The 25885-nt window shown below is 58.7% G+C and carries 23 protein-coding genes; 13 read left to right on the top strand and 10 right to left on the bottom strand.

Annotation, left to right across the window (positions count from 1 at the left end; all coding sequences use genetic code 11):
- The first annotated feature begins 45 nt into the window (after positions 1-45).
- The 8 genes from fabD (at position 46) to cysE (ending at position 9303) form a co-directional block, all read left to right on the top strand.
- A complete protein-coding gene (gene fabD / locus AADJ11_RS11245; protein WP_341234615.1) occupies positions 46-978 on the top strand; it encodes an ACP S-malonyltransferase in 933 nt (310 codons plus the stop codon).
- A gap of 47 nt (positions 979-1025) precedes the next feature.
- Entirely contained in the window at positions 1026-1763 is a 738-nt protein-coding gene (fabG, locus tag AADJ11_RS11240; protein WP_341234614.1) for a 3-oxoacyl-[acyl-carrier-protein] reductase, read from the top strand.
- A 201-nt stretch (positions 1764-1964) separates the two neighbouring features.
- Positions 1965-2198, top strand: a complete 234-nt coding sequence (locus tag AADJ11_RS11235) for an acyl carrier protein (protein WP_093914756.1) — start codon at positions 1965-1967, stop codon at positions 2196-2198.
- A gap of 176 nt (positions 2199-2374) precedes the next feature.
- Entirely contained in the window at positions 2375-2908 is a 534-nt protein-coding gene (locus AADJ11_RS11230; protein ID WP_341234613.1) for a GNAT family N-acetyltransferase, read from the top strand.
- A gap of 86 nt (positions 2909-2994) precedes the next feature.
- Complete coding sequence (fabF, locus tag AADJ11_RS11225; protein ID WP_341234612.1) at positions 2995-4254, top strand: beta-ketoacyl-ACP synthase II; 1260 nt, start codon at positions 2995-2997, stop codon at positions 4252-4254.
- Positions 4254-5438, top strand: a complete 1185-nt coding sequence (gene mltG / locus AADJ11_RS11220) for an endolytic transglycosylase MltG (protein ID WP_341234611.1) — start codon at positions 4254-4256, stop codon at positions 5436-5438. The genes fabF and mltG overlap by 1 nt, the downstream gene beginning before the upstream one ends.
- Before the next feature lie 425 nt (positions 5439-5863).
- A complete protein-coding gene (locus AADJ11_RS11215; RefSeq protein WP_341234610.1) occupies positions 5864-8371 on the top strand; it encodes a glycoside hydrolase TIM-barrel-like domain-containing protein in 2508 nt (835 codons plus the stop codon).
- Positions 8372-8490: 119 nt separating this feature from the next.
- Positions 8491-9303, top strand: coding sequence for a serine O-acetyltransferase (cysE, locus tag AADJ11_RS11210; RefSeq protein WP_219580669.1), 813 nt, complete (start codon positions 8491-8493; stop codon positions 9301-9303).
- Between the two features lie 159 nt (positions 9304-9462).
- On the opposite strand, the gene AADJ11_RS11205 is transcribed toward cysE, so the two are convergent.
- From AADJ11_RS11205 to AADJ11_RS11185, 5 genes are all read right to left on the bottom strand, one after another.
- Entirely contained in the window at positions 9463-10785 is a 1323-nt protein-coding gene (locus tag AADJ11_RS11205; RefSeq protein WP_341234609.1) for a pyruvate dehydrogenase complex dihydrolipoamide acetyltransferase, read from the bottom strand.
- A gap of 12 nt (positions 10786-10797) precedes the next feature.
- Entirely contained in the window at positions 10798-12165 is a 1368-nt protein-coding gene (locus AADJ11_RS11200) for a pyruvate dehydrogenase complex E1 component subunit beta (RefSeq protein WP_341234608.1), read from the bottom strand.
- Between the two features lie 3 nt (positions 12166-12168).
- Complete coding sequence (gene pdhA / locus AADJ11_RS11195; RefSeq protein WP_341234607.1) at positions 12169-13179, bottom strand: pyruvate dehydrogenase (acetyl-transferring) E1 component subunit alpha; 1011 nt, start codon at positions 13177-13179, stop codon at positions 12169-12171.
- A 169-nt stretch (positions 13180-13348) separates the two neighbouring features.
- Positions 13349-13648: a septum formation initiator family protein gene (locus AADJ11_RS11190; protein ID WP_341234606.1), complete on the bottom strand. Its 300-nt coding sequence runs from the start codon at positions 13646-13648 to the stop codon at positions 13349-13351.
- 163 nt (positions 13649-13811) lie between these two features.
- Entirely contained in the window at positions 13812-15005 is a 1194-nt protein-coding gene (locus tag AADJ11_RS11185; RefSeq protein WP_341234605.1) for a phosphoglycerate kinase, read from the bottom strand.
- Between the two features lie 133 nt (positions 15006-15138).
- Between AADJ11_RS11185 and AADJ11_RS11180 the strand changes: the two genes are divergently transcribed.
- Positions 15139-15645 (top strand): peptidylprolyl isomerase, encoded by a 507-nt coding sequence (locus AADJ11_RS11180; protein WP_341234604.1) that lies wholly within the window; start codon positions 15139-15141, stop codon positions 15643-15645.
- Entirely contained in the window at positions 15638-16192 is a 555-nt protein-coding gene (locus tag AADJ11_RS11175; protein WP_341234603.1) for a peptidylprolyl isomerase, read from the top strand. The genes AADJ11_RS11180 and AADJ11_RS11175 overlap by 8 nt, the downstream gene beginning before the upstream one ends.
- Positions 16193-16250: 58 nt before the next feature.
- Here the strand turns inward: AADJ11_RS11175 and AADJ11_RS11170 are convergent, their stop codons facing one another.
- The 5 genes from AADJ11_RS11170 to AADJ11_RS11150 form a co-directional block, all read right to left on the bottom strand.
- Positions 16251-16601 carry a DUF6614 family protein gene (locus AADJ11_RS11170; protein WP_341234602.1) on the bottom strand — a complete coding sequence of 117 codons (351 nt, stop codon included), beginning with the start codon at positions 16599-16601 and terminating at the stop codon, positions 16251-16253.
- Positions 16602-16723: 122 nt separating this feature from the next.
- Positions 16724-17233 carry a polymer-forming cytoskeletal protein gene (locus AADJ11_RS11165; protein WP_341234601.1) on the bottom strand — a complete coding sequence of 170 codons (510 nt, stop codon included), beginning with the start codon at positions 17231-17233 and terminating at the stop codon, positions 16724-16726.
- Positions 17223-18551 (bottom strand): M23 family metallopeptidase, encoded by a 1329-nt coding sequence (locus tag AADJ11_RS11160; protein ID WP_341234600.1) that lies wholly within the window; start codon positions 18549-18551, stop codon positions 17223-17225. The genes AADJ11_RS11165 and AADJ11_RS11160 overlap by 11 nt, the downstream gene beginning before the upstream one ends.
- A 196-nt stretch (positions 18552-18747) precedes the next feature.
- Positions 18748-19557, bottom strand: a complete 810-nt coding sequence (locus AADJ11_RS11155) for a ferritin-like domain-containing protein (RefSeq protein ID WP_341234599.1) — start codon at positions 19555-19557, stop codon at positions 18748-18750.
- The gene (locus AADJ11_RS11150) at positions 19554-20015 is read right to left on the bottom strand and encodes a peroxiredoxin (protein WP_341234598.1); all 462 of its coding nucleotides are present in this window, start codon (positions 20013-20015) and stop codon (positions 19554-19556) included. The genes AADJ11_RS11155 and AADJ11_RS11150 overlap by 4 nt, the downstream gene beginning before the upstream one ends.
- 97 nt (positions 20016-20112) lie before the next feature.
- Between AADJ11_RS11150 and AADJ11_RS11145 the strand changes: the two genes are divergently transcribed.
- From AADJ11_RS11145 to AADJ11_RS11135, 3 genes are all read left to right on the top strand, one after another.
- On the top strand, positions 20113-23466 hold the full coding sequence (locus AADJ11_RS11145; protein ID WP_341234597.1) for a DUF3971 domain-containing protein: 3354 nt from the start codon (positions 20113-20115) through the stop codon (positions 23464-23466).
- Between the two features lie 9 nt (positions 23467-23475).
- Positions 23476-24540: a tRNA preQ1(34) S-adenosylmethionine ribosyltransferase-isomerase QueA gene (gene queA / locus AADJ11_RS11140; RefSeq protein WP_341234596.1), complete on the top strand. Its 1065-nt coding sequence runs from the start codon at positions 23476-23478 to the stop codon at positions 24538-24540.
- A 73-nt stretch (positions 24541-24613) separates the two neighbouring features.
- Entirely contained in the window at positions 24614-25873 is a 1260-nt protein-coding gene (locus tag AADJ11_RS11135) for an MFS transporter (protein WP_341234595.1), read from the top strand.
- Positions 25874-25885: the final 12 nt, after the last annotated feature.

Raw genomic sequence — 25885 nt, 5'->3', positions numbered from 1 at the left:
GACCCCACAGGATAAAGCCGTTTTAATCAGAAACGGGGGGACCTTATGAGCATTGCATTTGTATATCCGGGCCAAGGCGCGCAAACCATCGGCATGGGCCGTGATCTGGCGGATGCCTATCCAGCGGCCAAGGCCGTGTTTGACGAGGTCGACGAGGCTTTGGGCGAAAAACTGTCGACGTTGATCTGGGAAGGCGAGGCCGAGGCATTGACCCTGACCCAAAACGCGCAGCCTGCGTTGATGGCCACGTCGATGGCCGCCATGGCCGCGTTGAACGCCGAAGGGATCACCGTTGAAAACGCCGCATTCGTGGCGGGCCATTCTTTGGGTGAATACGCAGCACTTTGCGCGGCTGGCACGTTTTCGCTGGCAGACACTGCGCGTTTGCTGCGCATCCGCGGCCGCGCCATGCAAGCGGCTGTACCGGTTGGGGAGGGCGCAATGGCCGCTCTGCTGGGGCTGACCTTTGAACAAGCCGAGCAGGTTGCTGCGGATGCCGCCCAAGGCGACGTGTGTCAGGTCGCCAACCAGAACGATCCGGCGCAGAATGTTGTGTCGGGCAGCAAGGCCGCCGTTGAACGCGCGCTTGATCTGGCCAAAGCAGCGGGTGCAAAGCGCGCCTTGCTGCTGCCGGTCTCTGCACCGTTCCACTGCGCGCTGATGGCCCCCGCAGCCGAGGAAATGGCCGAAGCCTTGGCCGGCGTGACGATGAACGCGCCTGTCGTGCCGGTCGTGGCGAACGTGGTGGCCGAGGCGGTCAGCGACCCCGACGAGATCCGTAAGCTGTTGATCGAACAGGTCACCGGTCAGGTGCGGTGGTTGTCGTCGGTTGAATGGATGGGCGCGCAAGGCGTGACCGAGATTTGGGAGATCGGCGCGGGCAAAGCCTTGTCCGGCATGATCCGCCGCATCAACAAGGAAATCACTTGTGTGAATATCGGCACAGCAGCAGACGCAGCCGCGATGAACACGGCATAAACCAACGCGATAAATAGGGGCGCAAGCCGCGAGTAGAGGATATTTATATGTTTGATTTAACAGGTAAAAACGCGCTGATCACCGGTGCATCCGGGGGCATTGGTGCAGATATTGCGCGCAGCTTGCATGCGCAGGGCGCAACCGTGGGGCTGTCTGGCACCCGCACAGAACCGCTTGAGGCGCTGAAGGCCGAACTGGGCGAACGCGCCCATGTATTGCCCTGTAATCTAAGCGATATGGACGCGGTCGAAGCCCTGCCCAAGCAAGCGATCGAGGCGATGGGATCGGTTGATATTCTGGTCAATAACGCTGGTATCACCCGCGATAACCTGTTCATGCGCATGTCGGATGACGAATGGAATTCGGTGATCAACGTGAACCTCACCGCGACGTTCAAACTGTGCAAAGGCGTGATGCGCGGCATGATGAAATCCCGTTGGGGCCGGATCGTGAATATCTCGAGCATCGTGGGCGCGACGGGCAACCCCGGGCAGGCAAACTATGCCGCGTCCAAGGCCGGTATGGTCGGCATGTCAAAGTCGCTCGCTTATGAAGTCGCGAGCCGTGGCATCACGGTGAACGCGATTGCGCCGGGGTTCATCACCACGGCAATGACCGAAAAACTGACCGATGATCAGAAATCGGGAATCATGTCGCAGATTCCCGCCGCACGCATGGGCGAACCTGCTGAAATCGCTGCCGCCGTTGTTTATCTGGCCAGCGCGGAAGCCGCTTATGTTACAGGGACCACCTTGCATGTGAACGGTGGTATGGCCATGTTATAGCGGCGTGCCGCAAAGCGTTTGCCAAACTTGCGTCTTATGCTAAAGGAGGCGCAGAAACGAATTTGGGAAGGCTTGATCGCCCCCCATGTCTTGTGTCAACAAGAACCATAGCCGCCCCTCGGGGCACGATCCAAACGGGCCTACAGGCTTTGGGCGGAACCAGAAGAGGGCAAGAGTTGCCCGAATGTATGAGGACAGATTATGAGCGACGTCGCAGAACGCGTAAAGAAAATCGTAGTAGAGCACTTGGGTGTTGAAGAGGACAAAGTTGTTGAGAACGCTTCGTTCATCGACGATCTTGGCGCAGACAGCCTGGACACTGTTGAACTGGTGATGGCGTTCGAAGAAGAATTCGGCATCGAAATCCCAGATGACGCAGCTGAAAACATCCAAACTTTCGGCGACGCGGTCAAATTCATCAAAGAAGCTTCCTAAGCCTTCTTTCGATGGCCCGCAGCGCGGGTTGATCGGCAAAAATTACACAAAACGGCGTTCTTTCATATCGAAAGGACGCCGTTTTTTCTTTTGTTTTGGCGATTTTACTTGTTTTTCCACCGTGGGTTGGGCGACAGTGGTGGCATAATAAGTTTAGCGTGAAAGTACTTCACCATATGTCTCGAGCTGTACCAACGATCAACACCGCCCGGCTGACCTTGAGGTCGATGCGTTCCGATGATTTCCCGCGTTTCGCCGAAATCTGGGCCACGCCCGAGGTTGTTACCCATATTAGCGGCAAACCATGGCCCAAGGCGCGTTCTTGGGATGCGTTTTTGCGCAATGCGGGCCATTGGCAGGTCGCGGGTTTTGGCCAATGGGCGATCCAGCCGCGTAGTACCCTTGAAATGGCGGGGCAGACTGGATTTTTCTTTGGGGCGCGCGGATTTGGCGATGATTTCGACCCCTATCCCGAGGCGGGGTGGGTGTTATCGCCCGATGCGCAGGGCATGGGGCTGGGCCTTGAAGCCGCAACCGCGGCCCATGATTGGTTTGATCGCGTTGTCACCGGCCGGACCGTCTGTATGATTGATGCGCAAAACGATGTGTCGCTGCATTTGGCGGATACATTGGGCTATGTGACGATGCGAGATGAGGAAGTTGAGGGCAATCGTGTTTGCCTGATGACACGCAAAGGCCCGCCGAGCTAAAACAGAACTGATGTATCGCGTCTTGAAATTCGGCACGTCACCAAGGTATAGCCGTCCAACGTAGAAATACACCAAGGGGCTTTGATATGCGCAGAGTAGTTGTGACGGGTTTGGGGCTGGTGACGCCTTTGGCCGATGGGGTCGAGGCCAGCTGGGCGAGAATTTTGGACGGTCAATCGGGGGCGGGCCAGATCACTGGGTTTGATCCAAGCCGGTTGGTGACGCAATACGCGTGCGAAGTTCCCCTTGGCGATGGCACCGACGGCACGTTCAATGCCGACGCCTATATGGAGCCTAAAGAACAGCGCAAAGTGGATACGTTCATTTTGTTCGGCATGGCCGCAGCACAGCAGGCGATCGAGGATTCCGGTTGGACACCAACGGATCGCGAAGATCTGGACCGCACAGGCGTTTTGATCGGTTCGGGTATCGGTGGTTTGAACTCCATCGCGAACACAGCCGTGATGATGCATGAAAAAGGCCCACGCCGCGTAAGCCCGTTCTTTGTGCCCGGTGCGTTGATCAACCTGATCTCGGGTCAGGTTTCGATTCGCTATGGTTTCCGCGGTCCGAACCATTCGGTGGTCACGGCTTGTTCCACAGGCGCGCATGCGATTGGTGATGCAAGCCGTTTGATCATTCACGGTGATGCCGATGTGATGATCGCGGGCGGGGCCGAGGCCGCGATTTGTGAAATCGGCATGGCCGGCTTTAACGCGTGCAAGGCGCTGTCGACCAAGCGTGGCGATGACCCGACCAAGGCCAGCCGCCCCTATGATGCGGACCGTGACGGTTTCGTCATGGGCGAGGGTGCCGGGATTGTTGTTCTGGAAGAATACGAGCACGCCAAGGCGCGTGGTGCGAAAATCTATGCCGAAGTTCTGGGCTATGGCCTGTCGGGCGATGCCTATCACATCACGGCACCTGCCGAAGATGGCGACGGGGCTGAGCGTTCCATGCGCAACGCGTTGCGCGGGGCCGGGCTTGAGCCGAAAGACGTCGATTACATCAACGCCCATGGCACATCGACCATGGCTGACGTGATCGAGCTGGGCGCGGTTGAGCGGATGCTGGGCGATGCTGTTGAAACGGTCACCATGTCGTCGACCAAATCCGCCACGGGGCACCTTTTGGGCGCTGCAGGCGCGATTGAGGCGATATTCTCGATCCTGGCAATACGCGATCAGGTGGCACCGCCCACAATCAACTTGGACAATCCGGCTGTTGAGACAAAGATCGATCTGGCCCCGAACAAAAAAGTCGAGCGTAAGATTGATGTCGCGCTCAGCAACTCTTTCGGGTTTGGCGGCACCAACGCGAGCGTGCTGTTCGGAAAGATTTCCTAATGTGGAGACATATTGCGTCTAACGCGGTGACGTTCCTGATTTTGGGGCTGTTCCTTTTGGGCGGCGTCATTCTTTGGGGGCGGGGGCAATATGATGCGCCCGGCCCGCTGGCCGAGGCGATTTGCCTGCAGGTCGAGCGTGGATCAAACATGCGTGCCGTCGGCGATAACCTTGCCGGGCAGGATGCAGTGACGTCGGCGATGATTTTCCGTTTGGGGGCCGAGTACGAGGAAAAGACCCAAGCGTTGAAGGCAGGCAGTTTTCTGATCCAGCCCGAAGCCAGCATGAAAGAGATCGTGGACACGGTCACACGGGGCGGCGCAAGCACCTGCGGCACCGAAGTTGTGTATCGGATCGGGATCAACCAGATCAGCACTCAAGTGCGCGAGCTTGACCCCGCAACCAGCAAGTATGTTGAACGGGCTGAGTTTACGCCGGGCGTGGATGACGTGCCCGAGATTTATACCCAGACGACAGCCAACGCCGACACGCGGTATCGCATCGCTGTCGCCGAGGGTGTGACCAGCTGGCAGATTGTTGAAGCGTTGAAATCGATTGATCTGCTGGAAGGCACTGTTGCCGCTGTTCCCGCAGAGGGGACATTGGCACCGGACAGCTATGAGGCGACCAAAGGCCAAGATCGCAATACCATTCTGGCGTTGATGCAGGCCGTGCAAGAACAGCGGCTGGCGGAAGCGTGGGAAGCACGTGATCCGGGCCTGCCGATTGAGACGCCGCAAGAGATGCTGATCCTTGCGTCGATCATCGAAAAGGAGACCGGTGTGCCAGAAGAGCGCCGGCAGGTGGCCAGCGTGTTCATCAACCGTCTGAACCAAGGTATGCGTTTGCAGACTGACCCCACGGTGATCTATGGCATCACCAAGGGCGAAGGCGTTTTGGGGCGCGGGTTGCGGCGCAGTGAGCTGCGCGCAGCGACGCCCTATAACACCTATGTCATTGACGCTTTGCCACCGACACCGATTGCCAATCCGGGCCGCGCAAGCCTGATGGCCGCCGCGCAACCTGCTGAAGAGGATTATGTTTTCTTTGTTGCAGATGGCACGGGCGGGCACGCATTTGCACAGACGCTGGAAGAGCATAACCGCAATGTGGCCGCTTGGCGTGTGATTGAGGCCGAGCGTGGTGCAGCGGCAGCAGGCAATGCGTCAACGGGGGGCGATTGATCCTGCGGTTGGGGCCGGAATTTAAGAATTCCTTAACCATCGTAAGGGCTTGGAAGGTTTTGGCAACTTTGTTTTCCTTGACTTTGCGACCGCTCTGACGTAGATATCTAGGCATGCTAGACGAAATGGGCAGACGGCCCCGGATTAATTTCCGGTGGCCGTTTTTTCGTGTTCGCTCGGATTTGGAGGTTCCAAACGAGAGGCTTGAGCAACAATGACTATGATTACCCCGGAGCAAGAGATTGCTGAAAGTGAAGAGCATTTCAGAGCGCTTCAAGCAGCAATCCGCGACCTGCGTCGCGAAATTCAGAGCCTGAAAGAACAGGCCATTTCCGGGGAGGAATTAAACGAAACTGCGGCGTCGAAGGCACTGGGTAAAGCCAGTGGCATGGTGGCGACTTGCGTCAAAGTGGAGACCTATCTGAATGACTGTAGAAACAGACAAGCGGGCATTGCGCGAGGGGGATATGCCCTTGACCTTGGGCGGGCACGGGCTGAGATCGGGTGCAAGCTGGATAGGCTCCGCCGATGCGGCGCTGCAAGACCAGTTTCTGAATGAACTGGATGAGGGAGAGCTTTTGGCTCTCCCTTTTTTGTTCGAGTTTTGGGCGATGCCGCATCAATTGCCGCCCGAAGGCAATTGGCGGTCATGGGTGATACTGGGCGGGCGCGGAGCTGGTAAAACCCGTGCAGGTGCCGAATGGGTCCGGTCGCAGGTCGAAGGGGCGCGGCCCTTGGATGCGGGGCGGTGCCGACGCGTGGCGCTGGTGGGTGAGACGATTGAACAGGTCCGCGAGGTGATGATCTTTGGCGATAGTGGCATTCTGGCCTGTTCGCCCGCTGACAGACGGCCCGATTGGGAGGCGACCCGCAAGCGTCTGGTCTGGCCCAACGGGGCGGTGGCGTCAGTGCATACGGCCCATGACCCCGAAGGGTTGCGCGGGCCACAATTCGATGCAGCGTGGGTTGATGAATACGGATGCGCCGCGATTGATCGTGCGACCAACCAGCCGAACAAATTTCTGGACCTGAAAAGCTCGGAAAGCCGTTTGCCGCACCATTCAACGGGCGCGCGGGACGAACTGATTCAAATGCAGTATTTGCGTGCCTTTACCGAGCATTGGTCGGACCCTGCGCATAACCCGATCTCGGCTGAATATGCCGGGCCGATGATTGATATGTCGCGTGCGTTCGTCTGGGCGTGGGACACGCGGCCCTATCCGTTTTTCCCGAATAATCGCGGGCTATGGAGCGACGGCCAGAACTATGCGCGGGGGCACTGGTTGAACGGGCGCACATCATCGCAGCCCTTGTCGGCGCTTGTTGCGCAAGTATGTCGCCGTGCCGGGCTGACCGCCTTTGATACCTCGGCGCTTTATGGCGTTGTGCGCGGCTATGCCGTGGATCAGGTCAGCGATGCGCGGGCCAGTTTGCAAGGGTTGATGTTGCGCTATGGGTTTGATGCGGTTGAACGGGGCGGCGTGTTGCAATTTGTGATGCGTGACGGTCTGAACCCTGTCCGCGTGGACACCACAAAACTGGTCGACAGCAGCGACGTGAGGGGAGGGATCGAGCAAACCCGCGAAGCGCAGGCCGAAATCGCGGGCCGTGTGCGGTTGCGTTTTGTCCAGGCCGATGGGAATTTCGATACCATCGCCGAAGAAGTGGTACTGGCCCAAGATGCCACCCATGCTGTGGCCGCGTCTGAATTCAATATGGCCCTGACCCGCGCCGAAGGCCGCCAAGCAATCGAACGCTGGCTGACCGAGGCACGTGTATCGCGCGAAACGGTACGACTGGCATTGCCGCCGTCGATGCTTTCGGTCGGGGCGGGGGACGTGATTGAACTGCCCGCTGAAGGGGAGGAAAGCAACGCGCTGTACCGGATTGATCGGGTCGAGCAGGGCGATTTGCAAGTGGTGGATGCGGTACGGATTGAACCGGGTGTCTATGCCCCTGCGCCTTTTGATGATGAGCTGGCCGCGCTTAAACCCTTTGCAGCACCTGTGCCTGTTTCAGCCCTTTTCATGGATTTGCCACTGCTGCGGGGGGATGAGGTGCCGCATGCGCCCTATATCGCGACAACGGCACAACCCTGGCCGGGCAGTGTGGCTGTTTATAGCGCTGCCACGGACGAGAATTACCAGTTGAACAAAGTGCTGCCAATCCGTGCGACGATGGGCGTGACCGAAACGGATCTGGCCGCTGCAAGGCCGGGGCTGTTTGATCGCGGCGGGGTTTTGCAGGTACGGCTGACCAGCGGGATGCTTGAAAGCGTTGAGGAGGCTGCCTTGCTTGGCGGTGCTAATCTGGCGGCGATCGGCGACGGCACGGCAGATAATTGGGAGGTGTTTCAGTTCAGCGGGGCAGAGTTGGTGGCCCCAAACACCTATTGGCTGACCAACCGGCTGCGCGGGCAGGCGGGCACGGATGCCCTGATGCCGCCCGTATGGCCCGTCGGATCAAAGTTTGTTTTACTGAACGGTGTGCCGTCGCAACTGGCGCTAAGCCCCAATTTGCGACGGATTGCCCAGCACTACCGGATCGGGCCGGCGCAGCGCGGCTATGATGATCCGTCTTATGTGCACCGCGAAGAGGCGTTCAACGGCAATGGGTTGCGCCCGTTGAGCCCGTGCCATTTGCGTCGTGTAGCTGCTGCTGATGGCACGACCTTTAGCTGGACCCGGCGTACCAGAATTGACGGGGACGGATGGGAAGGCATCGAGGTTCCGCTGGGTGAAGAGGCGGAACAGTACCTCGTGCGGGTGTCGCGGAACGGGGAGATATTACGTGAAAGCAGCACGACTGTTCCAAGTTGGCATTATGGGGATGCAATGCGCGCGGCGGATGGTGTGGCAGGGCCCGTTTTGCTTTCCGTCGCTCAAATCTCGGCCAGTTTCGGGGTGGGGCCAGCGGTTCATTTGGTGGTGTGACCTGCGCACCGGTCGAATGGGATCCCCCACATCAAGGATATTGATGCGGGGGATCAAGGCTTTGCGTTTGGCACTTTGTCTCAATGTGATATATTGAGGGGGCAAAGAAGGATATCGTCATGGCAGAGCCCCGCAGAAATATCGCATCAGTTGACCCGGTTTGGGATCAAATCCTGACCGAAGCGCAGCAAGCTGTTTTGGATGAGCCGCTGATTGGCGGCTTTGTCCATGCCTGTATCTTGCACCATAAATCCATTGAAAAGGCGCTGTCCTACAGGATCGCGGCGAAGCTTGCATCGAATGAAATGTCGATGATGGTCGTGCGCGAAATGGTGGAAGAGGCCTATAATAATGACGCGTCTTTGATCAAAGCGGCACGCGCTGATCTGGTGGCGATTTATGAACGCGACCCGGCCTGCCATCGGTTGTTGCAGCCGATTTTGTATTTCAAAGGCTATCAAGCGGTTCAAGCGTACCGCGTGGGGCATTATTTGTGGACGAAAGGGCAATACGATCTGGCCTATTTCGTTCAAATGCGTGTTAGCGAAATTTTCGGTGTCGACATTCACCCTGCGGCCAAGATCGGCAAAGGTATCATGATCGACCACGCGCATTCGGTGGTGATTGGCGAAACGGCCGTGGTGGGGGATAACGTGTCGATGCTGCATTCCGTGACCCTTGGCGGGACCGGTAAGGAAGAGCAGGACCGGCATCCCAAGATCGGTGATGGTGTGTTGATCGGGGCCGGGGCGAAGGTGTTGGGCAATATCACAGTCGGGCATTGCAGCCGTATTGCAGCGGGGTCCGTCGTGCTGGAGGCCGTGCCGCCCTGCAAGACCGTCGCTGGCATTCCAGCGCGCGTTGTGGGCGAGGCGGGCTGCGAGCAACCGTCGGTCTTGATGGATCACATGCTGGGGCCGCAAGGCGAGTAAGTTTTCAAGATAGATCTGAGAAAATGGAAAAGCCGGGATCAAATGATCCCGGCTTTGTTCGTTTTAGTATGGGGGGCTTTCTGCCCCATTAGACGCTTAAGATGGGGGGCTGTCTGCCCCCCAAACCCCCCCGAGGATTTTAGTCCATTTGGAAGGGGGTCAGGCGAGCATGGCCATGGGGTTTTCCAGGTTGTCTTTGATGGCCGCCAAAAGCTGTGCACCCAAGGCACCGTCGATGACGCGGTGATCGACGGAGAGGGTGACAGACATCACGGTCGCCGCGGCGAGTTCACCGTCCTTGCCGACGACTGGTTTTTTCACGCCAGCACCAACGGCGAGAATCGCGCCATGGGGCGGGTTGATGACTGCGTCGAAGTTATCAATGCCGAACATCCCGAGGTTAGAGATCGCAAAGCTGCCGCCCTGATATTCATGCGGCGCAAGTTTGCGGTCGCGGGCGCGGGTGGCGAGGTCTTTCATCTCGGCCGAGAGGGTCGAGAGTGATTTCTTCTCGGCGTCTTGCAGTACCGGGGTAAAGAGCCCGCCATCAATAGCGACGGCCACGGCAACATCGGAGGGCTTGAGCTTGAGGATGCGATCCCCGGCCCAGACCGCGTTGGCATCGGGGACGGCTTGCAGGGCCAAAGCGCAGGCTTTGATGATGAAGTCATTGACCGAGAGTTTCACGCCACGTGATTCAAGCTGTTTGTTCAGGTCAGCCCGAAACGCCATCAATGCATCCAGCTGAATATCGCGGCGCAGATAGAAATGCGGGATCGATTGTTTGGCCTCGGTCAGGCGCGACGCGATGGTTTTGCGCATGCCGTTGAGGGTGACTTCCCCGAACTCGCGACCTTCGTACATTTTCATCACGGCTTCAGCGGACGGGCCAGCAGCTAGTGCCGCTTTGGGTGCGTCAGCCGAGGGGGTTGCGGCGGCGGCACTTGGCGCGGCTTTTGCGGTGCCCCCGGCCAATGCGGCGGCGATATCGGCCTTGACGATGCGGCCATGGGGGCCGGAACCGGACACAGCGGACAGATCAATCCCTTCGATCCCGGCCATACGGCGCGCCAGCGGTGACGCGAAAACCCGCGTTGTGTCCGGCTTGGGGGTGGGGGTCGGTTCAGGTTTTGGCGGCGTGGACGGGCCATCAGTGTTCGGGCCTGGTGCACGGGCGGTATCTGCAGCTGCAGCGGCCGGTGCAGCGGCGGGGGCCGAACCGATGTCATCCGCGCTTTCGCCGTCTTCCAGCAGCACGGCAATCGGCGTGTTCACTTTGACGCCTTCGGTGCCATCCGCGATCATGATCTTGCCAATGATACCTTCATCGACGGCTTCGAATTCCATCGTCGCCTTGTCGGTTTCGATCTCGCACATCACATCGCCAGAGGACACGCTATCGCCCTCTTTGACCAGCCATTTGGCCAATGTGCCCTCTTCCATGGTGGGGCTGAGGGCGGGCATGAGGATTTCTATGGGCATGTGGTCCGCTCCTTATTTATAGGTGACTTTTTTGACCGCTGCGATCACGTCATCGGTGGTCAGCAGGGCCAGTTTCTCAAGGTTTGCTGCATAGGGCATTGGCACATCCTTGCCGGTGCAGTTGATCACCGGCGCGTCCAGATAATCGAACGCTTCTTGCATGATGACGCTGGTGATATAGTTGCCAACGGATCCTTGCGGCCAGCCTTCCTCGACCGTGACGCAGCGGTTGGTTTTCATCACCGATTTGATGATGCTGGCCGTGTCCATCGGGCGCAGGGTGCGCAGGTCAAGCACTTCGGCGTTGATGCCATCCTCGGCCAGTTTCTCAGCAGCTTCAAGGGCATAGGTCATGCCGATGCCAAAGCTGACGATGGTCACATCACTGCCTTCGCGCCAGATGCGGGCCTTGCCAAACGGCACGGTGTAGTCATCCACGTCAGGCACATCAAAGGACTTGCCATACATGATCTCGTTTTCAAGGAACACGACCGGGTTCGGATCGCGGATCGCTGATTTCATCAGACCCTTGGCGTCAGAGGCCGAATACGGCATCGCCACCTTGAGGCCGGGAACCTGCATGTACCAAGCGGCATAATCCTGGCTGTGCTGTGCGCCAACGCGGGCGGCGGCACCGTTGGGGCCGCGGAACACCATGGGCGCACCCATCTGACCGCCGGACATATAGAGCGTCTTGGCGGCAGAGTTCAGGATATGGTCAATCGCCTGCATGGCAAAGTTCCACGTCATGAATTCCACAATCGGGCGTAGACCGCCGAATGCGGCACCGACGCCGATCCCGGCAAAGCCATGTTCGGTGATGGGCGTATCGATCACACGCTTGGCACCGAATTCATCCAGCAACCCTTGGGAAATTTTGTAAGCGCCTTGGTATTCGGCCACTTCCTCGCCCATCAGGAACACGTTTTCGTCGCGGCGCATTTCCTCGGCCATGCCGTCGCGCAACGCTTCGCGCACGGTTTGCGTTTTCAGCTTGGTGCCTTCGGGCCAATCGGGTGTTGTGTCTGTCTCGGGGGCTGAGGGTGCTTTGACCTCGGCAGGTTTGCTCTCTGCTGCGGGGGCAGGGGCCGCCGCCGGGGCATCCGATGATACATTGTCTGCGGCAGAGGCATCTTCGCCTTCTTCCAGCAGCACCGCGATTGCGGTGTTGACCTTAACGCCTTCGGTGCCTTCAGCGATCAGGATTTTGCCCATCACACCTTCATCGACGGCTTCGAATTCCATCGTGGCTTTGTCGGTCTCGATCTCGCACATGATGTCGCCGGAGGACACGGTATCGCCCTCTTTGACCAGCCATTTGGCCAATGTGCCTTCTTCCATGGTGGGGCTTAGGGCGGGCATAAGAATTTCAGTTGCCATGGTTCAAGCCTCCTGTGGAACTTCGGTTGCGTAAATATCGGTCCAAAGCTCCTCCGGGGCGGGCTCCGGGCTTGTCTTGGCGAATTCGGCGCTGTCGTTGACGATTTTCTTGATGTCTTTGTCGATGGCTTTCAGATCGTCTTCGGTGGCGTATTTCTGATCCAGCAGGATGTTGCGGACCTGTTCGATCGGGTCACGCTCGTCGCGCATTTTCTGTACTTCTTCGCGGGTGCGATATTTCGCAGGGTCCGACATTGAATGGCCGCGATAGCGGTATGTTTTGATCTCAAGAATATAAGGGCCGTCACCGCTGCGCGCATGTTTCACGGCGCGTTCGCCTGCGTCTTTGACCGCCAGCACATCCATGCCATCGACCGCTTCGCCGGGGATGCCGAACGCCTTGCCACGTTCCCAGATCTCAGCGCTCGAGGTCGAGCGTTGCTGCGAGGTGCCCATGGCATATTGGTTGTTCTCGATCACAAAGATCACCGGCAGCTTCCACAGGGCGGCCATGTTGAATGTCTCGTAGACTTGGCCCTGGTTCGCGGCACCGTCGCCGAAATAGGTAAAGGTGACGTTGTCATTGCCTTTGTACTTGTCAGCAAAGGCGACGCCTGCACCCAAAGGCACGTTCGCGCCCACAATCCCGTGGCCGCCGTAAAACTTCTTCTCCTTGGAGAACATGTGCATGGAGCCACCCTTGCCCCGCGAATACCCGCCTTCGCGGCCGGTCAATTCGGCCATAACCCCATCAGGGTTCATGCCGCAGGCCAGCATATGGCCATGGTCGCGGTAGGTGGTGATGCGGCTGTCGCCTTCTTTGGCGGTGGCCTCAAGGCCGACAACAACGGCTTCTTGACCGATATATAGGTGGCAAAAGCCGCCGATCAGACCCATGCCATACAGTTGGCCGGCTTTTTCCTCGAACCGCCGGATCAGCAGCATGTCCTTGTAATAAGCCTTAAGCTCATCAGCACTGGCATTGGTTTTCTTGGTCGGTTTCTTGGCTGCCATGGGGCAAATCCTCCGTACAGTTGTCCCGCGCACGCGCAATATAGTTTAGCGTTAAACTATCTATTACCGGATTCGACCAATGATGGCGAGAGGCTTTTGCCGCGAACTGCCGTCTTACGCGAAAGCGCGTGTTGAACTGGCAGTTACTGTCAAAGAATTAAACAAAAAGTTAGCGGATGACGATCTCGTCGGCGCGGATCATGCCCAGCACCTTGCGGGTTTGTTCGTCCAGCAGGTCAAGATCAAGATAATCGTCCGACAGGCGCGCGGTCAGATTTTCCATCCGTGCCACATCGATTTGAACCTGATCCAGTTGCAGCTTGAGGTCTTGCGCCTCGGCCAGAATTTCGGCGCGGCGGAATAGGCCGAAATTACCCTGCACGGCAGCGAATGCGAAATACATCGCCAGCCCGAATGCGATCGTGAAAAACAATACGGTGCCGAATGCGGGGCGGGTGCTGCGGTTCATTTGGGTCTGCCTCAAGCCGTCTCTTGGTGGACGTAACACCTGTATGACACAGGTGATTCGCAAAGGGAATCCCCCGTGATTCGTTTTTGGCAAAAATCTGATCACAAAATGCGCAGGCGGAATTTTTGAAAAATTCCGGGCCGTTTTCTTTCTAAGAAAACGTCTACCCGCCCAAAGCTGCCACACCCGGCAATGTCTTGCCTTCCATCCATTCCAAAAACGCACCGCCTGCGGTCGAGATATAGGTGAAATCATCCGCCGCACCTGCTTGGTTCAGCGCCGCCACGGTATCACCACCGCCAGCAACCGAAATCAACGCGCCGTCGCGGGTTAGCTGTGCAGCGGCTTGCGCTGCGGCGACGGTGCCGGTGTCAAAGGGGGCAATCTCGAACGCGCCCATAGGGCCGTTCCAGATCAGCGTTTTCAACCCGGCAAAGGCGTCTTTGACCAACTCAACGGTGTTGGGGCCAGCATCCAGAACCATCTGATCGTCTGCCAGCACCGTGTCGGGGCCCAACTGGATCACCTCGTGATCGGCACCGGCGGCAAATTCGCGCGCCACCAAGCCATCCACAGGCAGTAAAACACGGCAGCCCGCTTTGTCAGCCTGCTTCATGATGTCTTTTGCGGTTTCGAAAAAATCAGGCTCCGACAAGGACTTGCCCAGCTTTGCCCCCATCGCGGCCAAAAACGTATTCGCCATGCCGCCGCCGATCACCAACAGGTTCAGCCGGTTCACAAGGTTTTCCAACAATTCGATCTTGGTCGATACCTTGGCCCCGCCCACAACCGCGCCAACAGGGCGTTCCGGCTTGGCCAATGCGGCTTCAAGCGCCGACAGCTCCGCTTGCATCAAACGGCCCGCGCAGGCGGGCAGCAGCCGCGCCAGTGCTTCGGTCGAGGCATGCGCACGGTGGGCGGCGGAAAAGGCGTCGTTGCAATAGACATCACCCAAACCTGCCAAACGTTGCGCGAATGCGGGGTCATTGTCCGTCTCGCCGGGGTAAAAGCGGATGTTTTCCAGCAGAACCACATCAGCGGCGTTGATCTCGTCCGTGCCGTTTTCGACGGCTTCCAGCGTTTCGGCCAGCACGACCTTGCGGGCAAGGGCGGCCTCAAGCGCGGGTTTGACCACCAGCAGGCTCAGGTCTTGCACGCGCTTGCCCTTGGGGCGGCCAAAATGCGCCAGCAGGATCGGTTTGCCGCCTTTGTCCAGAATGTCATGCACGGTTGGCACGATGCGTTGGATGCGCGTGTCATCGGTGACCCGTCCGTTTTCCACGGGCACGTTGATATCGACCCGTACCAGCACCCGCTTGCCGCGCAGGTCCATGTCATCCAGTGTTTTCCAGCCCATCGTATTTCCCCCGATCCAATCCGCAGTTGGTATCGTGTTTTGCCGTTATCGCGCGCGGGGTCAATGCACCTGCTTGGCAATTGCTGCGAGTCGTCTTAGGTAACTGGCAATGATTTATGAATAGGAGAGCGGCATGGCCGAGATCAAAGACCCAGAAAACACGATCCTGATGGAGCTTACAGGCGGTACTGTCACCATCCAACTGTTGCCAGACGTGGCCCCCAAGCATGTTGAACGCATGAAAGAGCTGGCCCGCGCGGGCAAGTATGACAACGTGGCTTTCCACCGCGTCATCGAAGGTTTCATGGCGCAAACCGGCGACGTGGCCAACGGCAACATGGAAGACAACTTTAACCTGCGCGCGGCAGGCACAGGCGGGTCGGACCTGCCCAACGTACCGGCTGAATTCTCCAAGGTGCCACACGCACGTGGCAGCATCGGTGCCGCACGTTCCGCCAACCCGGACAGCGCCAACAGCCAGTTCTTTATCAACTTCAAGGACAATGATTTCCTGAACGGCCAATACACCGTTTACGGTCAGGTTATCTCGGGTATGGAACATGTTGATGCGATCACACGGGGCGAGCCACCAGCGACCCCAGACCGCATGATCAGCATGAAAGTCGCCGCAGATGCGTAAGCTTTTCGCAGCTACTCTTGCGACGGCCTTGATGGGCAGCGCGGCGTTTGCCAGCGGGCTTGAGATCACAGTCGATGGCGAAGCCCAAGGCGTGATCAAGATTGACCTGCTCGAAGACGTGGCCCCCCAGCATGCTGAACGCCTGGCGGCGCTGGCTGCGGCAGGGGCCTATGATGGCGTGGTATTCCACCGCGTGATCGACGGCTTTATGGCGCAAACCGGTGACGTCCAATTTGGCAAGGCCGGTGGCAGCACCAGCCGCGCGGGCATGGGCGGATCTGATATGCCCGATCTGCCAGCCGAATTTTCTGACCTGCCGTTTGATCGCGGTGTTGTGGGTATGGCGCGCAGCCAAAGCCCCGATTCAGCGAACTCGCAATTCTTTATCATGTTCGATCAGGGCTATTTCCTGAACGGGCAATATACGGTTGTGGGCAAAGTCACCGAAGGTTTGGACGTGCTGGACGCGATCAAGCGTGGCACTGGCGGCAACGGCGCAGTTGTTGGCACGCCCGACATGATGAAAACGGTCACCGTTACCGAATAAGAGCGTTGCCAAAGAGAATTGGAAAGGGGCGTGGGTATCTACGCCCCTTTTTGCATTTTTAGATAAAGGCCATCCGCTCTGCGCGTTCGGGGTCAGGGAAGGGGCGGTAAAGCGCGATATCAAATTCCCCGACCATCTGATGCACCGTGGTATAAAGGCGTTCGACCTGCGCATCTTGCGTGCCGGTCAAACGAAAGGCTTCATCCAGTTGCGCAAGATCCCGCACGTCGATCTCAAGCAGGAAATCCCGCGCCCTTGGCGCCCCAAAGCCCAATTTACGACGGCACAGCCGCCACGACTGGATCACGCCGCGATCTTGCAGCAAGGTCATCCAGGCCTCGACCGCGACGGCAAACCCCACCGCTTTGGCCGTGTCGCGCAGATCAATCGAGCAATGGTAAAGGTTCATACGTCGGTCCCGAAATGGCTTGCGACCGACCGTGGCACCAGAACCCTAAGAAACACCTAAGCTGAAAACAAAACAGGCACCGCTCATTGCGATGCCTGTCGATACTCTAAACGAGGTTTAGGTCAGGAAGCCGGGTTCGGCTTTTGCACGGGTGCGGATTTGGAACCCGGGTTCAGCGGATCGTCTTGGCGCTGAACGGATCCTTCGAAATGCGCACCGCTTTCGATGGCGATGGTCTTGTGGATGATGTCGCCCTCGACCCGTGCGGTCGATGTCAGGCGGACCTTCAGGCCGCGCACACGGCCCACGATGCGGCCGTTGATCACAACATCATCAGCGATCACTTCGCCTTTGATTGTGGCGGTCTCGCCGATGGTCAGCAGATGCGCGCGAATGTCGCCTTCGACAGTGCCTTCGACCTGAATGTCGCCGGTTGTTTTCATGTTGCCTGTGACGTGCAAATCAGACGACAGGACCGACGCAGGCGGCTTGGCCTTTGGGGTGCTTGCCTTGAATTCATTCGGGCTTGTCGCGGCAGGTGCCGACGCCGAAGAAGAGGAAGGTGCCGTTGGGTTGGACGCTGGCGCGTCGGACTTAGGGGCGGGATCGTTGATTTTGCTTTTAGAAAACATCGTTTGCAGCCTTAATAAAGATCATGGGATTTACAGCCTTGCCACCAATACGAACTTCGTAGTGAAGGTGAACACCGGTTACCCGTCCTGAGGCTCCCATATCACCAATACGCTGTCCGCGCGATACCCTTTGGCCAGTTTTCACGCGCATTTTTGACATATGCGCATATCGTGTCTCGATGCCGAACTCATGCTGTATCTTGACGAGCCGCCCATATCCTGAGCTCCAACCCGCGTGGACTACAACACCGTCAGCCGTTGCATAAAGCGGTGTGCCATTGCCGGAGGCAAAGTCGACACCGTTGTGCATACGCCGCCCGCCGGTTTTTGGATCGCGGCGAAAACCGAACTGGCTGGTAAAGCGAAAGGCGTTTTTCACCGGGTTGGCAAAGGGCGCTTTTTGCGCGGCGATGCGGTACATGTTCAACCGGTCCATTTGGTTCAACAGACGGTTGGCGCGCAATGTGTCTGGGGATTGTTCTTCGCCACGGGTGGAAAAGCTAAGCGGCATCAGCGGGCCGCCTTGGCCGGAATAGCCGCGCCGCACGGTTTCCAGCATCCGGTCTGTGGGAAGGCCCGCACTGCGGAACATCTTGTCCAGCGGGGCCACGGAAACGGTCATGGCCTCTTCAAGCTGGCGGAAAATGGCATCGTTCTGATCGCGCATCAGCGCCAGTTCCTGCGACAGCTCTTCGGCCTCAAGCAGGGCATCTTGGGCGTCAATCACAACCTGATCACGTTCCTGCGCCGTGCGGGCAAGGGCATCCGCCAGAATGCTGATCGGCGCAGATGATTCCACATCCTGCGCCGTTGCCGTACCGTTTTTGGCAGCGTCGCCTTCGATGGCTGCCAGCTTAAGGCGGGCCTCTTCACGTTCTTTCATGGTATCGCGCAAGGTGGACTGGATCACTTCGATCCCGGTTTCCAGCTCGCGGCGGTGGGTTTCAGAGGCCAGCAATTCGGATTGCATGACCGAGATTTGTTTCAGCGCCGCGTTAAAGCGTTCTTGCGCGGCGGCGGCCTCTTCTGCGCGGCCATTGCGCTGCGCGGACAGATCGGAAAGGCGCGCTTGGTATGTGCTTTGATCGCGTTTGGCCTGTTCGCGGAAATTGCCGGACCCGATGCTGTCCATCAACAAGATCGCAGTCGCAATAATGGCCCAGGCGACAAGGGCGGAACAGCCCGCAAAAGCAAAGAGTTGGGTGGCGGGTCTAAGGCGGATAAAACGCGTGTCGGAATCAGATTTCAAAAAGACGCGGCGTTCCGGAAAATACCGTTCCAACACCGAATGGACCTTAATCGCCAACCTCGTACGCACGTTCCGCTATCCCTTGATCGTCTCCATGTTATGCGTCGGCGCTCTTGTCATCGGATGACGGCACCGTTTGCACTCGATGTGCTTAGCCAAGGGCATCCGGTCGGGCAAGCCTGTTGCCCCTGAATGGGCGGTTTTTGAATGGTTTACCAAAAGCGTTGGCAAAAATCCGCCTATTCAAGGGGTTATTAAGGGTGCCTCACGCAGTTTCGGTCAGCGGCCAGTAGAAATCGGGCGGAATTCCGGCATCGGCGCGTTTCTCTTCGTTAAAGGGCGGCTTGAGCACGCCGTGGAAATACTTGCGCACCAGACCGTGAAAGGCATCCTTCGGGTCCATCTCGTGACGGCCGCACAGAAAGTGGAACCATTTCGACCCATAGGCCACATGCGCGACTTCCTCGGCATAGATTGTCTCAAGCGCTTCAACGGCTTGGGTGGCTTTGGCCTGTTTGAATAACTTGATCATGTTGGGCGTCACATCCAACCCGCGCGCCTCAAGCACCATGGGAACAACCGCCAGACGGCCCATGAAATCATCCGCTGTATCCTCGGCCGCGCGCCACATGCCAGCATGGGCGGGCAGGGCACCGTAATGGCTGCCCAATGCCTCGAGGCAATCACACATCAGATTGAAATGTTTGGATTCTTCATCCGCCGCTTTGACCCAGTCATCGTAAAACCCGATGGGCATTTTGATGTCCGTGAACCGCGCGATGATGTCCCAATGCAGGTCCACGGCGTTCAACTCGATATGGGCCACAGCATGGAGCAAGGCGATACGCCCCTCTGGCGATCCGGGCTTGCGATGTGGCACATCACGGGGCAACAGCAGTTCCGGCTTTTCCGGCCGCGCGGGTTGCATCGGCGGGGTGGTCGACCCGATTTCGGGTGTTTCGCCAGCCTCACGGGCCGCGCGCCATTCGGCAGCGAACCCGTGCGAGAGCTTGGTCTTCTCGCGGCCATCTGCGGTGCGCAGCACTGCTTCGGCCATTTGCGCCAGCGGCATCATAGCGCTTGCACCGCTTCCAGCACTTCTTCGACATGGCCGGGGACTTTTACCTTGCGCCAGATACGCGCAATATTGCCTTGCGCATCAATCAGATAGGTCGCGCGTTCAATGCCCATGGATTTCTTGCCATACATGTTTTTCTCGACCCAGACGCCATAGCTTTCGGTCAGGGTGCCGTCGTCATCTGCCAGCAACGGCACGGTCAGTTCGTGCTTTGCGGTGAATTTGTCATGCTTGGCCAGGGTGTCACGCGACACGCCGAATACCTCGGCACCGGCATCCTTGAACGCTTGCAGATGCTCGGAAAAGCCGATTGCCTCTTTCGTGCAGCCGGGCGTGTCGTCGCGGGGGTAGAAATACAAAACAACGGCTTTGCCACGCAGGTTTGACAGGGTCACGCTGCCGCCGCCGGTCACGGGGGCTGTAAAATCGGGGGCCGGTTGGGAAATTTCTGGCATGGGGCACTTTCTATTGTATTGGAAGCGTTATCTTAGAGTGGCATAGTAGAACAGCGCGGCGGAACTTAAAGCCCTAGCGCCTTTAAAACGGACGATCATGTCAGACGAAACCGCCGGCACCCCGGTAAAAAAATCAAAACGTCTGTGGCAGGCGACCAAATGGTCGTTGCTGTTCATTGTGCTATGCGTGGCAGCGGTGGCAGGCACGGCCCTGTATCTGATCCGCAGCCCCATCGTGGTGCCCCAGTGGATCGAAGCGCGGATTGAAGCGCGCATGGCGCAGGACGTGCCGACCGCAAAGGTCGAGTTTGGCGAGATGGTGTTGATCGTCGACGAGGGCTGGCGGCCGCGTATCCGCTTGCAAGACGTGTCGATTTTGACCCCGCAGGGTGCTGAACTCGCCGCTTTCCGCGAAGTTCGCGCCAGTTTCTCGGCACGCAGTCTGTTGCAGGGGCAGATTAAGCTGCGCGATCTGGCGCTGTCGGGCATTGTCGCTGATTTGCGGCGTGACCCAGATGGCCGTGTCGCGTTGCGCGCCAGCACGGCGCCCGCCCCGGCTGAACGCCGCGCGGCCACCATGCCGCAACTGATCGGGCAGTTGGACGCATTGTTGCAACGTCCGGGGCTTTCGCGATTGCGGTCGGTCGATGTGCGTGCGCTGACCCTGCGGTACACTGATCTACAGTCCGAGCGGGTCTGGACCGCGGATGGCGGGCGTTTACGCCTGAACCGTGATGACGACACCTTGCGGATTTCTGCCGATTTGGCCGTGTTGGGGGGCGGGGCCAGCGTGGCCACATTGGCCGCGAATTATACCAGCACCTTGGGCGACACCGCCGCTCAGTTCGGCGTGACATTTGATGGTGTGGATGCAGGCGATATTGCGGTGCAAAGCCCGGCCTTTACGTGGCTCAAGGTTCTGCGCGCCACGATATCTGGGTCCGTGCGCAGCAGCATAGACGAGGATGGCAGCTTTGAGCCGCTAAACGCGTCATTGCAGATCGGCGCTGGCGTCGTGCAACCCAATGCCAGCGCCAAACCGATCCCCTTTGACGGCGTGCGCAGCTATTTCAGCTATCACCCCGATCAGCGGCTGCTTCAGTTTGATGAACTCGCAGTCTCAAGCCAGTGGGTGTCAGGCCGGATTGAGGGCGACGCCACAATTGGCGGGCTAGAGAACGGCAAGCTGAGCGATTTGACGGCGCAAATCCGCATGCGTGATCTGGTGGCAAACCCCGCAGATGTTTACGCGCAACCCATCAGCATTGAAGGGGCCGATCTGGATGTGCAGATCAAGCTGAGCCCGTTCAGCGTGACCGTGGGCCGGATGGATATTCACGACGCCGATACGACATTGAATGTCAGCGGCGAACTGGATGCTGGTCCGGACGGGTGGCGCGTGGCCCTTGATGCGGGGCTGAACGAAATCCTGCCCGAACGGGTGCTTGAGCTGTGGCCAGAGAACGTCAAACCCAAGACCCGCAAATGGGTGGCGGAAAACGTCTATGCGGGCACGCTTACGGATGTGGATGTTGCGTTTCGCCTCGCGCCCGACGCGCCGCCGCACACCTATCTTGCGTTTGATTTCAACGACGCCGAGGCGCGGTTTTTGCGCAGCATGCCGCATCTGAAACACGCAAGCGGCCATGCCAGCCTGTTGAAAAACCGCTTTGTCGCGTCTGTGGATACGGGCCAGATCACCGCGCCCCAAGGCGGTGATGTGATGATCCGCGGCTCGTCCTTTATTATGCCCGATGTCACGATCAAGGACACCCCTCCGGGGATCGTCCGGCTGAACAGCAGCGCCCCGATCGAGGCGGTACTTGCCTTGCTGAACCTGCCGCCGCTGATGGCGATGGACAAGGCAAAGCTGCCCGTGGCGCTGGCGCAGGGCACGGCAGATCTGTCGGGGACATTATCCTTTCCGATCAAAAAGGGGTCGGACCCCAAGCTGACGATTTTTGACATCAGCGGTGATCTGCGGGACGTGCAAAGCGATGTACTGGTCAAGGATCACAGGCTGTCGGCGGATCGGCTGTCGGTGGTGGCCTCGAACACGAATATCACGATCAAGGGGCAGGGCGATGTCGACGGCGTGGGTTTTGACGGCGGCTGGTCCAAACCCCTTGGGGGTGCGAATGTCCCGAGCGAGGTGCGGGCCGATATCGAGCTAAGCCAGAACACCCTTGATCAGTTTAACATACAGCTGCCGCCGGGCAGTGTATCGGGCAGCGGGCGCGCGTGGTTTGCGTTGGATTTGCCGACGGGACGCGCGCCGTCCTTCGCACTTAGCTCTGATCTGCAAGGGGTGCGTTTGAATGTGCCGCAATTGGGTTGGACAAAACCCGCCGCAACCAAAGGGTCGCTAGAGCTGTCAGGCAAGCTGGGGACCGTGCCGCAAATTGATCTGATCGAGGCAAAGGTCGCGGGGCTGACGGCCAAGGGATCGGTGAAACTTGCCACCACCGGTGGGCTGGATCGCGCCCGGTTCGACACGCTGAGGGTTGGGAACTGGTTGGATATTCCTGTCGATCTGCTGGGGCAGGGCGCGGGCAAGCCTGTGCAGGTTGTGGTGCGCGGGGGGCGTCTTGATCTGCGCAACGCTGAATTTGGCAGCTCGAAACCCAGCGGTGTCAAAGGCCCGCCCATGCTGCTGCAACTGGACCGGCTTCAGGTCACCGACAAGATCGCCCTGACCAATATGCGTGGCCAGTTCGACATGGCATGGGGCCTTGATGGCCGGTTCGAGGCCAACCTGAACGGTGGCACGCCGGTGTCCGGTCGCGTCGCGCCGCAAAGCGGCCGCAGCGCGATCCAGCTGGTGTCGGCGGATGCGGGCGGGGTGCTGCGGTCAGCAAATATGTTGAAACAGGTGCGCGGCGGAAATCTGACGCTGACGTTGATGCCTGTGGGAACGGGCGGTGCCTTTGACGGGCGCGCGCAGATTACCGATGTCACGATCCAAGATGCCCCCGCGATTGCCGCGTTGGTGAACGCGGTGTCGGTGGTCGGTCTGGTGAACGAGCTGAACGGCGATGGCATCTATTTCGACACGGTCGAGGCGGATTTTCGAATGACCCCCAACCGCGTGACCCTGGCGCAAGCAAGCGCAACAGGCGCGTCGCTGGGCATTTCAATGGACGGGGTATTTGCCACCGATACGGGGCGCATGGCGCTGCAGGGGGTGATCTCTCCGGTGTATTTGCTGAACGGTTTGGGCAGCTTTCTGACCCGCAAGGGCGAAGGGCTGCTGGGCTTTAACTACAGTCTGGGCGGCACTGCGGAAAATCCTGACGTGTCGGTGAACCCGCTGTCCGCGCTGGCACCGGGGTTCTTTCGCGATATCTTGCGCGCACCGGCCCCAACCTTGCCCCCGGTTGAGGGGGAGGCCGGAACGCCCGCGCCCGCAGCACCGCAAAAACCGGTTGTGACACCGGATTATGGGCGGTAAGCGGCTGCCATGAAACTAAGTGATTTTGATTTTGACCTGCCCGATCGGCTGATCGCCACCCGTCCTGCGGTGCCGCGTACGTCGGCACGGTTGTTGGTGGCCGATGGCCCTGTGCTGCACGACAAAAAGGTAAGCGATCTGCCCGACTGGCTGCGCGCGGGCGACAGGCTGGTGCTGAATGACACCCGCGTTATTCCCGCGAGGCTTAGCGGTCAGCGTCACCGTGACAGCGCCCAAGGGCCAGTACAGGCCCGGATTGAAGTCACATTGCTGGAACCACGCGCCGATGGCACATGGGCGGCACTGATCAAGCCGCTGAAAAAGCTGAAGATCGGCGAAGAGGTCGTGTTCAGCGATGATCTGCGCGCCACGCTTGAGGCTGTGGAAGACGGGCAGGGACATTTGCGGTTTAACTGCGCCGGGGATGATTTTGACCGCGCGTTGAATGCGGCGGGGGCCATGCCCTTGCCACCGTATATTGCTGCCAAACGCCCCGCTGATGCCCAAGACATGACCGATTACCAGACGGTTTTCGCCCGCAACAAAGGGGCCGTCGCCGCCCCCACCGCGTCGCTGCATTTTGACGAGGCGCTATTGGCACAACTGGCTCAGATGGGGGTGGAGTTCACCCATGTCACCCTGCATGTCGGGGCGGGCACGTTTTTACCGGTCAAAGTCGATGACATATCCGATCATAAGATGCACAGCGAATGGGGGCAGGTCAGCGCCCAAGCCGCGTCTGAGATCGCGGCGACCAAGGCCGCTGGCGGGCGCATTATCCCCGTTGGCACCACGGCCCTGCGCCTGATCGAAACCGCCGGGCGCAGCGGCGAAATTCAGCCGTGGGAAGGCGATACCGATATTTTCATCACGCCGGGGTTCACCTTCAACGTGGCCGACGCGCTGATGACGAATTTCCACTTGCCCAAATCGACCTTGATGATGCTGGTGGCTGCGCTGATGGGCCAAGAGGCGATAAAAACCCTCTATACCCATGCGATTGAATCAAATTATCGGTTCTTTTCCTACGGTGATGCGTCCCTGCTTTTGCCAAGGGCGCAAAAAACCGCCTGAGTGTCGTTCAAAGGGATGACTTATACGCCGAACCCCGTCAGGGAGGGGCAAGGTTTGCAATAGGATTCGACTGATGCTTAAGGTTTTCACCAGCGTATGGGCGCTTTTGTTGGGTATGTGCTTGCTGATGATCGGCAACGGCATGCAAGGCACCTTGCTGGGTATTCGCGGCGGCATCGAGAATTTTTCGACCTTCCAAATGTCGATTGTTATGTCGGCCTATTTCGCGGGTTTCTTGGGCGGATCGCGCATGGCCCCCGGCATGATCCGGCGTGTCGGCCACGTGCGGGTTTTTGCCGCTGTTGCATCGCTGATTTCCGCTGTGATGATCCTGTACCCGACCTTTCCCAATATTGCGGTCTGGTCGCTGGGCCGGGTGTTGATCGGGTTCTGTTTTTCGGTGGTCTATGTCACCGCAGAAAGCTGGCTGAACAACGCGGCCACCAATGAAAACCGCGGACAGGCGCTGTCGCTTTATATGATCGTGCAAACCGCGGGCATCGTGATCGCGCAGGCCTTGCTGCTGACGGCTGATCCGTCGGGCTTTGTCTTGTTCGTCATTCCCTCCGTGCTGGTCAGCCTTGCCGTCACGCCGATTTTGCTGGCGGTTAGCCCCACGCCGGCCTTTGACACCACCAAACCCATGAGCCTGAGCAGCCTGATGACGGCATCCCCCTTGGGCTGCGTCGGCATGTTTTTGCTGGGCGGGGTCTTTTCGGCGCAATTCGGTATGGCCTCCGTTTACGGGGCCGAGGCGGGGCTAAGCGTCGCGCAAATTTCGATCTTTGTGGCGGTGTTTTTTGTCGGCTCCATGTTGCTGCAATATCCCATCGGTTGGATGTCCGACCGGATGGACCGCCGCCTGTTGATCGTGATCACTGCGGCCATCGGTTTTGTCGGCTCGATTCTGGGCATGATGATGGGGCATCAGTTCCCGATTTTGCTGCTCTCTGCCTTTATCGTCGGGGGCATGTCGAACCCGCTTTATTCGCTGCTGATCGCGCATACCAACGATTTTCTTGACCTCGAAGACATGGCCGCAGCGTCGGGTGGCATGATATTTATCAACGGGTTAGGGGCAATCATGGGCCCGATCATCACGGGTTGGATGATGGGCACGGCCCTTGGGCCGGGGGGCTTTTACCTGTTCACTGCAGTGCTGTTCGCCGCGCTGGCCGTCTATGCCTTCTACCGTGCCACTGTGCGTCCGTCGATCGCGACAGATGTGACCAGCCAGTACGTCCCGTTTTCGGCAGCTACAGCGGCCTTGGCGGTCGAAGTTGCCCATGAATACGCCGTCGAAAATGAACAAGCCGAGGAAAATGCCGCTTAAGCGTGGGTTTTG

Source organism: uncultured Sulfitobacter sp. (assembly GCF_964021855.1).
Classification (GTDB): domain Bacteria; phylum Pseudomonadota; class Alphaproteobacteria; order Rhodobacterales; family Rhodobacteraceae; genus Sulfitobacter.
Note: the sequence above shows the minus strand (reverse complement) of the source record. Positions and strands in the feature narration are given on the sequence as shown.